This is a genomic window from Janthinobacterium lividum (genome assembly GCF_034424625.1).
Classification (GTDB): domain Bacteria; phylum Pseudomonadota; class Gammaproteobacteria; order Burkholderiales; family Burkholderiaceae_D; genus Janthinobacterium; species Janthinobacterium lividum.
Genome location: NZ_CP139976.1, coordinates 5588332 through 5600617 on the forward strand (window position 1 = coordinate 5588332; position 12286 = coordinate 5600617).

Genomic DNA, 12286 nt, shown 5'->3' on the forward strand with positions numbered 1-12286 from the left:
GAACCAAGCAGGCGACCACAAAAGCGAAAACCCGCTGCGGCGAACCGGAGCGGGTATGCGACTCATCTGAAGTATCACTCCAGGCGAATCAAAACAAAACCCGTGGCGAACAATGCGCCGAACTACCCGGGTTGGTTCTGACTGAACAGTCTTAGAATAATTTTTTCGGCAGTTGTTGGCTGCGGATGCGTTTGTAATGACGCTTTACAGCAGCTGCCAGCTTGCGCTTGCGCTCAGCTGTTGGCTTTTCGTAGAATTCGCGAGCGCGCAATTCGGTCAGCAGACCCGTTTTTTCGATGGTGCGTTTGAAGCGACGCATTGCGACTTCGAACGGCTCGTTTTCTTTAAGGCGAATAGTGGTCATGTAAAATTCAAACCGTTGAGGTGGTGTATAGGAAGAGATAGATAGTAGCAGCTTTTAATCGGAAAGGGAAGCCCCTCCCCCACTTGCGTGCGGCATGCAGCCTGAGATTGCTGCCCGGCTGTGGTGTAAACCACGCATCCTGGCAGCAGTTTACCTCAAATGGCGCTCTTGCGGCGGCGCGCCATGAAGCCCAGCAGGCCCAGGCCCGCCAGCAGCATGGCGTACGTGCCCGGTTCCGGCACGGCGCTGACGTTCATGCTGACGCCATCGAGGAAGGCCGAGGTATCGTAGGCATTGTTCGGGTTGATACCGGCAAAGCTCAGGGTATGGCTGCCGGCGCCGATGTTGAGCGCGTTCACGTTGAAGCCGGTCCAGCCCGTGCTGGTCACCGCGTACTGGCCCAGCAGGTTGCCATCGAGGCTGACCGTCACGGCCTGGCCCTGATCGTAGCCGGGACGCAGCGCCAGGTTGAAGGCGAACGAGTAGTCGGCGGCGCCCGAGCTGACGAAGCTTTGCGAGATCGATGCCGTATTTTGCAGGAAAGCAAAGGCATTGCCCTCCTGCGCCACGCCATTCCACGCCGTGTAGCTGGCCGACACGCCGGCGCCGCCCGTGAAGCTCCAACCCGGCGCCACATTGCCATAAACGTAGCCGCCACCGACGGAATTGTTTTCAAAGCCACCGTTGCTCAGCACGGGGGTGCTGGCAAAGGCGGCGCTGGTGAGTACGGTTGCTGCGACGGTGGCGATCAGGCGTTTCATGGCGACTCCAGGGCATGGTCAGGGGAATGCCTGACTAATTACCACCAGGCATGAAAAATGTCTAAAAATTAATTTACATGCCAAGTATTCAACATCACTTGATCGAAGTCAAGAACATTGTCACCAATAATCACTTACCGCACCAAAATGACAACTAATTATTACTGCAAGGCAATACCTGCCGCCACGCCGGAAGCCCAGGCCCACTGGAAGTTGTAGCCGCCCAGCCAGCCCGTCACGTCAACCGCTTCGCCGATGAAATACAGGCCCGGCACTTTATTGGCCATCATGGTCTGCTGCGACAGTTCGCGCGTGTCGATGCCGCCGCGCGTCACTTCCGCCTTGCGGTAGCCTTCGGAACCGTTCGGCACGATGGACCAGGCATTGATGGCCAGCCCCAGCTTGCGCAACTGCGCGTCGGGCATGTCGGCGATGCGCGCGTCCGGCGCCAGGCCGTTGACGGCCAGCAAACAGTCGGCCAGGCGCTGCGGCAGCCATTGCGCGACGATATTGCCCAGCTGCTTCTTCAGGGTCCCCTTGCCTTCGATCAAGGTCTGCGCCACGTCCACTTCCGGCAACAGGTTGATGACGATGGGTTCGCCCGGCAGCCAGTAGCTGGAAATCTGCAGGATCGCCGGGCCCGACAGGCCGCGGTGGGTGAACAGCAAATCTTCGCGGAAACGCGCGCCCGTAGCCTTGCGGCCTTTCAGGCTGCCCGTCTCCACATCCACCTCCAGGGCGATGCCGGACAGTTCCGCGAATGGCGCCCAGCTGGCCGCATCGAACGTCAGCGGCACCAGGGCCGGACGGGGCTCGACCATTGTCAAATCGAATTGCCTGGCGATGCGGTAGGCAAAATCCGTCGCGCCGATCTTCGGGATCGACAGGCCGCCCGTGGCGATGACGATGCTGGCCGTCTCGATGTCGCCGCTATCGGTCTGCAGCACAAAGCTACCGTCATCTTGCTGGACAACATTGTCGATCTTGCACGGCATGCGCCAGTGCACGCCGCCTGCGGCGCATTCGTCCTTGAGCATGTCGATGATCTGCTCGGCCGACTCATTGCAGAATTGCTGGCCCTTGTGCTTCTCGTGGTAGCCGATGCGGTATTTTTTCACCAGCGCGAGGAAATCCTGCGGCGTGTAGCGCGACAGCGCGCTCTTGCAGAAATGCGGGTTTTCCGAGAGGAAATTTTGTGGCGTGGCGTTAATATTGGTGAAATTGCACCGTCCACCACCCGAGATGCGGATCTTTTCGGCCAGCTTGGCCGCGTGATCGATCAGCACCACGCGCTTGCCTTGCTGGGCGGCAACAGCCGCACACATCATGCCGGCCGCGCCCGCGCCGATCACTGCCACATCAAATTGTTTTGCCATAAGAATTCCGGTCACCGCTGATTACAAAGACGCCATTGTAAACTGCGGCGACGCGGCTAGCGCGGCCGTGCTGCAATCTGCCGCGATGCCATCAGGCATTGCTCCACCTGCTCGGCGATCGATGGCGGCACGGGCACCTCACCGCGCAGCACGGCAGCGATCCAGGCGGCCGTGGTGGCCGCATCGCGCTCGGCCGGCAAATGCGGCAACTCTTCCACCTGCAACTGCTTTTCCACCAGCACCGTGCGCTCCACGCCATGGAACCAGTCGATCTGCTGCGCCTTGTTGGCGTTGGCTACCGTCTCGCCTTCCGTACCGCGCATCAGGAAAGCATCGCCGCGTGCAGGATCAGAGGCAGTCAGGAAATACTCACCCAGCATTTCCAGGTATTCCGGATGCGTGTACGACACCAGGCGCAGGGCCGGCCCGGCGAACGGCTGCATGATTTTCACCAGGGTATGCGTGGAATTGCGCACGCCCAGCACGCGCCGCAGGGACAGCATGTGCGCCAGGCGCGGCGCCAGCGCGGCGATGGGCAGGAAGGCGGCTTCCCCGCGCGCCATGGCGGCCTCGGCTTGCGCATGGTCCGGCGAGGCGGGCACGCCCAGCGCGGCCAGCACTTCAGCCGTGGTGATGCGGCCCGGATCGCCGGTCACGCCATGCACGAGCACGGGTGCGCCGGCGCGCGCCAGCAGCAGCGCCAGCAACGCCGTCAGGTTGGCCATCTTGCGGGCGCCGTTGTAGCTGGGAATGATGATCGGGGCAAATTCGCCGGCCGGCGCGGCCAGCGGCGCAAACGATGCTTCGGCAGCGTCGAGGAAGCCGGCGATCTCATCCACGGACTCGCCCTTGATGCGCATGGATAACAAAATGCCGCCCAGTTCCAGGTCCGACACGCGGCCCTCAAGCATGGCGCGGTACAGGGCACGGGCGTCGTCGCGCGTCATGCTGCGCGCACCGTTCTTGCCGCGTCCTATTTCTTTGATGAAACGTGCAGCGGGAAATGGCTCACCGGCCACATCGGTATGGGGGATGGAAACAGTCGTCATGGCGCCAGCTTACACGGATTTTTTCCCTTGCAGAGGGGCTGAGAGACGCCATAGGCGCCAATGCAACAGTCTTTCACGCTATTTTTGGGACGAATTTGGATGAATTTACATCACGACTGCATCCAAACGCGCCACCGCTGCGTATATGACTGCACAGGGGGACTCATCATGGAACACGCAAGCAAAAGGGAAAGCGCCTTCGTCGGCATCGAGACGAGCAAGCTGCAGCTGAAAGCCGTGCTGCTCTCGGGCGGCGAAATGCTGTGCAAGGTGCTGGAAAACGACGTGGCCGGCTACCGCTGGCTGCGCAGCTGGCTGCAAAGGAACGACGTGCCCGTCATCGGCTTGCGCGTCTGCATGCGCCTCGATATGCCGTACAGCGAGGCGCCGGCCCGCATGCTGGCAGACATGGGCATGCTGGTCTGCGATGCCCAGCCCGCGCAGCTGGAAGAATATATCCACAGCCATGGCTTGCCCGGGGACGCGGCGCACAGCGCCGCGGTGCTGGCCCACTACTGCCAGCACAGGCGCCCCGCGCGCTGGACGCCGCCCTCGCCCGCCTATGTGGAGCTACGGCTGTGGCTGCGCCGCCTGCACGCCATGGAAGGCGTGCGCCGGCAGGAATCGGCGCGCCTCGATGCGCACCTGCAGGCCGGCCAGCATGCGCTGCACGCCCTCGTGCGCCAGCAGGTCGCCTGCCTGGACGCACAGATACGCCAGCACGAAAGCGCCATCCTCGACCATGTGCGGCGCCATCCCGGCCTGCCCCGGCCGCCCGAGCTGGCCGGCAACTACCAGCGCATCGCCCGCTATACCTTTGGCGCCAGCCTGGCCGGCGGCCATTGAGCACACAGGGGGCCGGCGGCGTGCCTGCCCTGCCATAAAAACAACTGAGGCCCTCCCGTTTTGGCGCCATCCCCGCCGCCAGGCCGCATTTCCGCTACACTATTGCCTCTTAAAGAACGCAATAGCGAAAGCCGAGCCAGAATCATGAATACGCCAGACATCGAAAATATCAACGTCACCTCCTTCGCGCCCATGCCGACACCGGCCGAACTGCACGCCAAGCTGCCCCTGTCGGAAAGCGCCTTCGACACCGTCAGCCGCGGCCGCGAAGCGCTGCGCAACATCATCGACCGCAAGGACCAGCGCCTGTTCGTCGTCGTCGGCCCGTGCTCCATCCACGACCCCGTCGCCGGCCTCGATTACGCGCGCCGCCTGAAAGCGCTGCAAGAGGAAGTCAAGGACACGATGCTGCTGGTGATGCGCGTGTATTTCGAAAAACCGCGTACCACCACGGGCTGGAAAGGCTATATCAACGATCCGTACATGGACGACTCGTTCAAGGTCAACGAAGGTATGGAAAAGGCGCGCCAGTTCCTGCTCGACGTGTGCGAACTGGGCCTGCCCACCGCCACCGAAGCGCTGGACCCGATCTCGCCGCAATACCTGGGCGACCTGATCGCCTGGACCGCCATCGGCGCGCGCACCACGGAATCGCAGACGCACCGCGAAATGTCGTCGGGCCTGTCGACCCCGGTCGGCTTCAAGAACGGCACCGATGGCGACATCAGCATCGCCGTCAACGCGATTCTGTCGTCGGCGCACCCGCACTCCTTCCTCGGCATTAACGGCGAAGGCAATGTGGCCATCGTGCGCACGCGCGGCAACGCGTATGGCCACGTGGTGCTGCGCGGCGGCGACGGCCGTCCGAACTACGATTCGGTGTCGATCGCCATCGCCGAACAGGCACTGGCCAAGGCCAAGCTGCCGGCCAACCTGGTGGTCGACTGCTCGCACGCGAACAGCTACAAGAAGCCGGAACTGCAACCGCTGGTGATGGCCGACGTGGTCAACCAGATCCGCCAGGGCAACCGCTCGCTGGTGGGCGTGATGATCGAATCGAACATCGTTGGCGGCAACCAGAAGATCCCGCAAGACCTGTCGCAACTGACCTACGGCTGCTCCGTCACCGACGGCTGCATCGACTGGGACACGACGGCGACCATGCTGCGCGATGCGCATGCGCACCTCGTCAATCGCCCGGCGTAAAATATTACGGCCAACAATGTTGTCGGATTACGGCCCTGTGGGCCTGATCCGACCTACCCGACGGGCGCGTCAATGCGCAGGTCGGCTTAGCGCACAGCGCGTAAGCCGACACCACCAAGAGACATATCAAGCCATCTGCACATGCGGCAGCACGGCGAACGATCCCGCCAGCGCCTGTTCCGCCTTGCTGGCCGGGATATTGAGTTCATTGACATCCAGGTAGATGCGCCCGTCCATGATGCGCACGGCGTACAGGCGCGCCATGCCCTGCACGGGCGCCACCAGGCGGCCCGAATCGAGTTCGATGATCCAGCTGTTCTTCGGCCCCATCAGGTTTTTCTCCATCAGCACCCCATGCGCCAGCGGGCCGCCCAGACAAGGCACCGTGTCGAGCAAGGCATACACCGTATCGTCAGCCGCGCGGAACAGCGCCACGCCCGGCAAATCCTGCCAGGCCAGGCCCCGTTGCACCATGCGCGCGCCCGCCAGCGGCATGTCCTTCAGGCGGCAAATCATTTTCCATTGTTCCGACATCGCTAGCTCCCTTGAGAAAGGCACATGCACCTCTAAGCAAGAGCGGTGCCAGTGCCGCACAGGCGAAGAATGGCCAAAAACCGGGGGAAAACCGGCCCGCGGCGCACTGCGCAAGTGCACACTGCCGCCGAAATGGTGCGCCGGCCGCACGGTGGACTGCCCGGCTTTCCTTTACAATGACGGATTACTCCTCCCTATTTAGCACCTTCATGATTGTTCTTGGCGTCGAATCCTCCTGTGACGAAACCGGCCTGGCCTTGTACGACACGCAACGCGGCCTGCTGTCGCACGCCCTCTATTCGCAAGTCGCCATGCACGAGCAATATGGCGGCGTGGTGCCGGAACTGGCGTCGCGCGACCATATCCGCCGCGCCATCCCGCTGCTGGAAGAAACCCTGGCCAAGGCCGGCATCACCCTGCCCGAGATCGACGCCATCGCCTACACGCAGGGGCCGGGCCTGGCCGGTGCGCTGCTGGTGGGTTCCTCGGTGGCCTGCAGCCTGGGCCTGGCCATCAACAAGCCGGTGCTGGGCATCCACCATCTGGAAGGCCATCTGCTCTCCCCCTTGCTGGCGTCCGAGCCGCCGGAATTCCCTTTCATCGCCCTGCTGGTGTCGGGCGGCCACACGCAGCTGATGCGCGTCGATGGCGTGGGCCAGTACACGATGCTGGGCGAAACGCTCGATGATGCGGCCGGCGAAGCGTTCGACAAGTCGGCCAAGCTGCTGGGCCTCGGTTATCCGGGTGGCCCGGCCATTTCGCGCCTGGCCGAATTCGGCGATCCGCTGGCCTACAAGCTGCCGCGCCCCATGCTGCACTCGAAGGATTTCAACTTCAGCTTTTCCGGCCTGAAGACGGCCGTGCTGACGGTGGTGAAAAACCATGAAGAAAAAGTCATCGCGAATATCTGCGAACAGGACAAGGCGAATATCGCGCGCGGCTTCGTCGACGCCATCGTCGACGTGCTGACGGCCAAATGCGTGGCTGCCCTCAAGCACACGGGCTTGAAACGCCTGGTGATCGCCGGCGGCGTGGGCGCCAACGCACAACTGCGCGCCTCGCTCAACGCGGCCGCCGCCAAGAAGCGTTTTAAAGTGTATTACCCGGAGCTGGAATTCTGCACCGACAACGGCGCCATGATCGCCTTTGCCGGCGCCATGCGCCTGCAAATCAATCCCGACGCCGCCAAGCACGATTACTCGTTCAACGTGCGCCCGCGCTGGCCGCTGGACGAAATCCGCGAAGTCTGATCACGCCAGCAGGAAGTTGCGCGCGCCCGCCAGGGCCGCGCCTTCCGCCACCGTTTCATCCTTCAAGCCCACGCCCGACAGTTGCCGGCTGAACGCCTGCGACAGCAGGTAGTGCAGCCGGTACGCCGCCTGCGCATACGCCAGCCCCTCGGGGCGCACGTTCGAGATGCAGTTGCGGCGCTCGTCCAGCAAACCTGCTTCGGGCGCCCACGTCAGGTACAGGCCCAGGCTGTCCGGGGAACTCAAGCCAGGCCGCTCGCCGATCAGCACCAGCACGGCGCGCGCCTTCAATAATTTCCCCACCTCGTCGCCGATGGCCACCCGTCCCTGCGCCACGATGTGTACCGGCGACAGCGTCCACGCTTCCAGCGCCAGCCGTTCGCGCAAGGCGGCAAGGAAGGGTGCCGCATGGCGCTGCACGGCCAGCGCCGACAGGCCATCGGCCGCCACCAGCGCCAGGTCGGCTCCCGTGGCGCCGGCGGCCAGGCGCGCGCGTGAAGCGTCATCGAGGCGGCGTCCCAGGTCGGGGCGTTGAAGATAGTCGGCGCGCGTGGCGGCCGCGCTGTGCAGCTGCACGCTGGCCAGCCCCTGCTCCGCCAGCGCCTGCGCCAGGGCCTCGCCATCGAGCGCCAGGTGCACGGCGTCGCGCGCCTGCGCGTGGGCCAGCTGGAACGCCAGCTGCGCCTTGGTTGGCACGCTCACGCCGCGGCGCCCGAGCGCGATGCGCGCCGCCGTGTACCTGCGCAGCGCCTGCCACGGATCGGTATCGCCCATGCTTCCTCCCTAGGTGTCCAGGCGCAGCAGGGCCGCCTGGAAGGCGGGCGCCAGCGCCGTATTCAGGCGACCCTGCGCATCCGTGATCCGCATGCGCGCCAGCCAGGCTTCGAATTCCGGCGCGGGACGCAAGCCCAGCACCCGGCGCGCATACAGGGCGTCGTGGAACGAGGTGCTCTGGTAGCCGAGCATGATGTCGTCCGCGCCCGGCACGCCCATGATGAAATTGCAGCCAGCCACGCCCAGCATGGTCAGCAAGGCATCCATGTCGTCCTGGTCCGCTTCCGCATGGTTGGTGTAGCACACGTCGCAGCCCATGGGCAGTCCCAGCAGCTTGGCGCAGAAATGGTCTTCCAGCCCCGCGCGCATGATCTGCTTGCCGTCGTACAGATATTCGGGGCCGATGAAGCCCACCACCGAATTGACCAGCAGCGGCTGATAGGCGCGCGCCACCGCATACGCGCGCGCTTCGCACGTTTGCTGGTCCATGCCGTGGTGCGCGCCGGCCGACAGAGCGCTGCCCTGCCCCGTCTCGAAATACATGACGTTGTTGCCCACCGTGCCGCGCCCCAGCGACAGGGCCGCCGCCTGGCCCTCGGCCAGCAGGGACAAGTCGATGCCGAAGCTGCGGTTGGCCGCCTGCGTGCCCGCCACCGACTGGAATACCAAGTCGACGGGAGCGCCGCGGCGGATCGCTTCGAGCGTATTGGTGATGTGCGTGAGCACGCACGACTGGGTAGGAATCTGATACTGGCCGATGACGGCGTCGAGCAGCTGCAGCAATGACACCACTTGCGCCACATTGTCGGTGGCGGGGTTGATGCCGATCACGGCGTCGCCGCTGCCCAGCAGCAGGCCATCAAGGATGGCGGCGGCAATGCCCGTGGCATCGTCCGTCGGATGATTCGGCTGCAAGCGCGTGGATAGCCGACCCGCCAGGCCCAGGGTATTGCGAAAGGCCGTGACGACTTTGCACTTGCGGGCCACGAGCACCAGGTCCTGCAGGCGCATGATTTTTGAGACGGCTGCCGCCATTTCCGGCGTGATGCCGGCGGCGACGTGGGACAGCGTTTGCGTATCCGTCGCGTCATCGAGCAGCCAGTCGCGAAAATCGCCCACGCACAGGTGGGAAATCGGCGCAAACGCGGCGCGCTCGTGGGTGTCGATAATCAGGCGCGTGACTTCATCGTCTTCATACGGCACCAGCGCCTCGTTGAGGAACAGCGACAGCGGCAGGTCCGCCAGCGCCAGCTGCGCCGCCACCCGCTCGCGCGCGCTGGCTGCCGCCACGCCGGCCAGCACATCGCCCGAACGGGGCGGCGTGGCCTTCGCCAGCAGCGCTTTCAGGCTGGCGAACTGGTAAACATGGCTGTCTATCGTATGGCTGAAACGGGGCATGGTTCGGTTCCTCCAATCCCCATCTTACGCCAACTTATAAACTGCGCAGCGCCCCTTCCAGCTGCGGATAGCGGAAGGCAAATCCTTCGGCCAGCAGGCGGCGCGGCGCCACCCGCTGGCCTTCCACCAGCAAGTCGGCCTGCTCGCCCAGCAAGGCGCGCATGACGAAGGCCGGCGTGGGCATGACGCTGGGGCGGTGCAGCACGGCGCCCGCCACCTGGGCGAAGCGGCGCTGCTCGATGGCTTCCGGCGCGCAAAAGTTATACGCGCCGCTGACCATGCCCTGCTCACTGCGGCGCGCCAGATGAGCCATGCCGCGGATCACGTCGCGCACATGCACCCACGTGACCCACTGCTGGCCGCTGCCGAGGGGGCCGCCCACGCCGAAGCGGATCGGCAGCAGCATCTGCGGCAGCGAACCCTGGTGGCCGAAGACGAGGCCAAAGCGCATGCAGCCCACCTGTACGCCATAGCACTCCGCCTGGCGCGCGGCGGCTTCCCATTCCTGGCACAGCTGCGACATGAAGATGGCTTGCGGCGCGCTGTCTTCATCGAGCTGCGTCGCATCGCCCTGCGGCTGCACGCCGTAATAGCCGATGGCCGACGCCGACAGCAGCACCCGTGGCTTGTGCTGCGCGCGGGCGATCCATGCCACCAGGGCCTGCGTCAGCGCCACGCGGCTGCGGCGCAAAGTGGCTTTGCGCGCGTCCGTCCAGCGCTTCCCGACGATGCGCGCGCCGGCCAGGTTGACGACCATGTCGATGCGCTGCGCATCCGGCAATGCGTCCAGCGCCTGGATGCAGCGCACCTGGCCATTAAATGTCCATGCAGCCTGCTTGGGCTGGCGCGTCAGCACCGTCACCGCATGGCCGTCGGCCAGCAAGGCGCTGACCAACTGCTGGCCGATGAAACCCGTGGCGCCCGTCACCAGCACGGACTGCGGCGCGGCGGCAAAGCGCAGACGCTCCTCCTGCTCTGCCGTCTCCTGCACCTTGCGCCGTCCCAGCCGCCACACGGCATACGCATCGCGCAGGCCGGACAGGCCCACGCCCACGCCGCACAGGGCCAGGAAGACGCTAAGCCAGCCATACGGCTGCCACACGAGGGCCGTCGGCAAGCTGGCCCACTCGCTGCTATTGAGCGCCAGCAGCGCGATAAAGGCGCCCGCATTGATCGCCAGCACCGTATGCGTGACCCGCTCCGTGGCCGGCAAGAGGCGGGTCTGGTCTTCCACCACGAAATCCCACAGGGTCAGCACGATTTCCACGCCAAAGACGATCACCAGCACCCAGGCCCAGGCGCCATGCCACTCCCAGGCGGCCAGGCCCACGAACAGCAGGCTGTAGATCAGGGCGCGCGTCGCATGGATGGTCAATTCGAGGCGCGCCGATGCCTTTTGCGGCAGCGCCTCCGTGATTTCATGGTGATAGATGGTGTCGAAGGCGCCCAGGCAGCCTTGCGCCGCCATCAGTTGCAGGGCCAGCAAATGCGTATTCATGGTGTTTCCTTCATTTCCGGCGCGGCGGACTCGCGGAACACGCCCACTTGCGTAAACGTGGTGCCGAACAGGGCGTGGCGGATCTCGATGCGGATGTTGAATTGCTGCGGCGTGTCGTTGCGGTGGCACAGATAGGTCTTGCCGGGCGTGAGCACGCCGGGCAGCGGCATGCGCCAGCCGAAAAGGTCCCAAAAATAGCCATCGCTGGTGAAATGCAGGTTGCCATCCTCGACGTGGAGCAGCAGCTTCATGCCCAGGCCCATGCCCACGTATTCGAGCACTTCGCCCTTTGCGCTTTCGGCCATATAGGACGTGAAGCGGATGGGCACGCGGCCATGCAGGCGGTAGGTGCGCTGCTTGAAGATGAAGGGGCAGCCGGGGCGCGAATAGACTTCGATATCCACGGGGAAGCCGTGGTCGTCGTACGGGATCAAAGCGCCATCGATGAACGGGCGCGTGAGCCAGCCCAGCACCTTGCCCAGGCGCGAGCTGGTGAGTTCACTGAGTTCGCCCCGGTAATACAGGGGCTGGCCCGGCGCGGGATTTTTCTCGAAGCGGCGGCGGATATCCGGGTGCAGGGTCAGCCACTGTGCGCCCATCACCTTCTTGAACAGCTCTCCTTCCGAAGGGCCGTTCATGATTTGCCACGCTTGCCCGGTTTGTCTTCCGGGCTGAGGAACTTGGCCACCTTGCCGCCCATCGACAGCATGCGCTGCAGGGTGGCGGGCGGCAGGTTTTTATAATCGCTGTAGGTGCTGCTGAGCATCTCCAAAAACGCCAGCACTTCGCCCATGCGTTCCAAAGTAGCCGGTGGAATGGCCGCATCGTGCTCGCCCTCGATCGCGCACTCGCGCAGCACCGTCAGGGTGGGGTCGATCTCGCGCCGCTTGCGCTCTTCCATGATGACGCGGAAGATTTCCCACACATCCTGCAGGGCGACGAAATGGTCGCGCCGGTCCCCCATCACATGCGTGATGCGCGCCAGGCCCCAGCTTTGCAATTCCTTCAGGCTGTTGCTGACGTTGGACCTGGCCACGTTCAGGCTGGCCGCGATGTCTTCCGCCGTCAGCGGTTCATTCGCCAGGAACAGCAGCGCGTGGATTTGCGCCACCGTGCGGTTGACGCCCCAGCGGGTGCCCATCTCGCCCCAGTGCAGAATATATTTCTGCGTGGTTGGACTCAGAACGCCTACCATAACCTACTCCGCGTCGCGCTTTGCGGTCTGCGATG

General features: G+C 64.3%; 13 protein-coding genes. 3 read left to right on the plus strand and 10 right to left on the minus strand.

What is annotated here, in order from left to right; all coding sequences use genetic code 11:
* Nucleotides 1-151: 151 nt before the first annotated feature.
* From rpsU to ybiB, 4 genes are all read right to left on the minus strand, one after another.
* On the minus strand, nt 152-364 hold the full coding sequence (gene rpsU / locus U0004_RS25210; RefSeq protein WP_008451879.1) for a 30S ribosomal protein S21: 213 nt from the start codon (nt 362-364) through the stop codon (nt 152-154).
* A gap of 155 nt (nt 365-519) precedes the next feature.
* Nucleotides 520-1125: an FxDxF family PEP-CTERM protein gene (locus U0004_RS25215; protein ID WP_070254316.1), complete on the minus strand. Its 606-nt coding sequence runs from the start codon at nt 1123-1125 to the stop codon at nt 520-522.
* Between the two features lie 161 nt (nt 1126-1286).
* Nucleotides 1287-2501 carry a BaiN/RdsA family NAD(P)/FAD-dependent oxidoreductase gene (locus U0004_RS25220; RefSeq protein ID WP_070254317.1) on the minus strand — a complete coding sequence of 405 codons (1215 nt, stop codon included), beginning with the start codon at nt 2499-2501 and terminating at the stop codon, nt 1287-1289.
* A gap of 56 nt (nt 2502-2557) precedes the next feature.
* Complete coding sequence (ybiB, locus tag U0004_RS25225; RefSeq protein ID WP_070254318.1) at nt 2558-3550, minus strand: DNA-binding protein YbiB; 993 nt, start codon at nt 3548-3550, stop codon at nt 2558-2560.
* Nucleotides 3551-3718: 168 nt separating this feature from the next.
* Here ybiB and U0004_RS25230 point away from each other — a divergent pair, with 168 nt between their 5' ends.
* Complete coding sequence (locus tag U0004_RS25230; protein ID WP_070254319.1) at nt 3719-4396, plus strand: hypothetical protein; 678 nt, start codon at nt 3719-3721, stop codon at nt 4394-4396.
* A gap of 144 nt (nt 4397-4540) precedes the next feature.
* On the plus strand, nt 4541-5602 hold the full coding sequence (locus tag U0004_RS25235) for a 3-deoxy-7-phosphoheptulonate synthase (protein ID WP_070254320.1): 1062 nt from the start codon (nt 4541-4543) through the stop codon (nt 5600-5602).
* Nucleotides 5603-5728: 126 nt separating this feature from the next.
* Here U0004_RS25235 and U0004_RS25240 read toward each other — a convergent pair whose 3' ends face one another.
* Nucleotides 5729-6136, minus strand: a complete 408-nt coding sequence (locus U0004_RS25240; protein WP_034779878.1) for a nitrite reductase (NAD(P)H) small subunit — start codon at nt 6134-6136, stop codon at nt 5729-5731.
* 209 nt (nt 6137-6345) lie between these two features.
* Between U0004_RS25240 and tsaD the strand changes: the two genes are divergently transcribed.
* On the plus strand, nt 6346-7386 hold the full coding sequence (tsaD, locus tag U0004_RS25245) for a tRNA (adenosine(37)-N6)-threonylcarbamoyltransferase complex transferase subunit TsaD (RefSeq protein ID WP_070254321.1): 1041 nt from the start codon (nt 6346-6348) through the stop codon (nt 7384-7386).
* Here tsaD and eutC read toward each other — a convergent pair whose 3' ends face one another.
* The 5 genes from eutC to U0004_RS25270 are packed head-to-tail and all read right to left on the minus strand — an operon-like array spanning nt 7387 to nt 12251.
* Nucleotides 7387-8160, minus strand: coding sequence for an ethanolamine ammonia-lyase subunit EutC (gene eutC, locus U0004_RS25250; RefSeq protein WP_070254322.1), 774 nt, complete (start codon nt 8158-8160; stop codon nt 7387-7389).
* A gap of 9 nt (nt 8161-8169) precedes the next feature.
* A complete protein-coding gene (locus tag U0004_RS25255; protein ID WP_070254323.1) occupies nt 8170-9558 on the minus strand; it encodes an ethanolamine ammonia-lyase subunit EutB in 1389 nt (462 codons plus the stop codon).
* A gap of 34 nt (nt 9559-9592) precedes the next feature.
* Nucleotides 9593-11056: a TIGR01777 family oxidoreductase gene (locus U0004_RS25260; protein ID WP_070254324.1), complete on the minus strand. Its 1464-nt coding sequence runs from the start codon at nt 11054-11056 to the stop codon at nt 9593-9595.
* The gene (locus tag U0004_RS25265) at nt 11053-11694 is read right to left on the minus strand and encodes a DUF4166 domain-containing protein (RefSeq protein WP_070254325.1); all 642 of its coding nucleotides are present in this window, start codon (nt 11692-11694) and stop codon (nt 11053-11055) included. Before U0004_RS25265 ends, U0004_RS25260 begins: the two co-directional genes overlap by 4 nt.
* A complete protein-coding gene (locus U0004_RS25270) occupies nt 11691-12251 on the minus strand; it encodes a GbsR/MarR family transcriptional regulator (RefSeq protein ID WP_070254326.1) in 561 nt (186 codons plus the stop codon). Before U0004_RS25270 ends, U0004_RS25265 begins: the two co-directional genes overlap by 4 nt.
* Nucleotides 12252-12286: the final 35 nt, after the last annotated feature.

What these genes read in the sequence shown, in the direction of transcription:
- U0004_RS25270 (WP_070254326.1), bottom strand. Translation starts at nt 12,251, where the DNA reads ATGGTAGGCGTTCTGAGTCCAACCACGCAGAAATATATTCTGCACTGG.
- U0004_RS25215 (WP_070254316.1), bottom strand. Translation starts at nt 1,125, where the DNA reads ATGAAACGCCTGATCGCCACCGTCGCAGCAACCGTACTCACCAGCGCC.
- U0004_RS25240 (WP_034779878.1), bottom strand. Translation starts at nt 6,136, where the DNA reads ATGTCGGAACAATGGAAAATGATTTGCCGCCTGAAGGACATGCCGCTG.
- ybiB (WP_070254318.1), bottom strand. Translation starts at nt 3,550, where the DNA reads ATGACGACTGTTTCCATCCCCCATACCGATGTGGCCGGTGAGCCATTT.
- U0004_RS25220 (WP_070254317.1), bottom strand. Translation starts at nt 2,501, where the DNA reads ATGGCAAAACAATTTGATGTGGCAGTGATCGGCGCGGGCGCGGCCGGC.
- U0004_RS25260 (WP_070254324.1), bottom strand. Translation starts at nt 11,056, where the DNA reads ATGAATACGCATTTGCTGGCCCTGCAACTGATGGCGGCGCAAGGCTGC.
- U0004_RS25255 (WP_070254323.1), bottom strand. Translation starts at nt 9,558, where the DNA reads ATGCCCCGTTTCAGCCATACGATAGACAGCCATGTTTACCAGTTCGCC.
- eutC (WP_070254322.1), bottom strand. Translation starts at nt 8,160, where the DNA reads ATGGGCGATACCGATCCGTGGCAGGCGCTGCGCAGGTACACGGCGGCG.
- tsaD (WP_070254321.1), top strand. Translation starts at nt 6,346, where the DNA reads ATGATTGTTCTTGGCGTCGAATCCTCCTGTGACGAAACCGGCCTGGCC.
- U0004_RS25265 (WP_070254325.1), bottom strand. Translation starts at nt 11,694, where the DNA reads ATGAACGGCCCTTCGGAAGGAGAGCTGTTCAAGAAGGTGATGGGCGCA.
- rpsU (WP_008451879.1), bottom strand. Translation starts at nt 364, where the DNA reads ATGACCACTATTCGCCTTAAAGAAAACGAGCCGTTCGAAGTCGCAATG.
- U0004_RS25230 (WP_070254319.1), top strand. Translation starts at nt 3,719, where the DNA reads ATGGAACACGCAAGCAAAAGGGAAAGCGCCTTCGTCGGCATCGAGACG.
- U0004_RS25235 (WP_070254320.1), top strand. Translation starts at nt 4,541, where the DNA reads ATGAATACGCCAGACATCGAAAATATCAACGTCACCTCCTTCGCGCCC.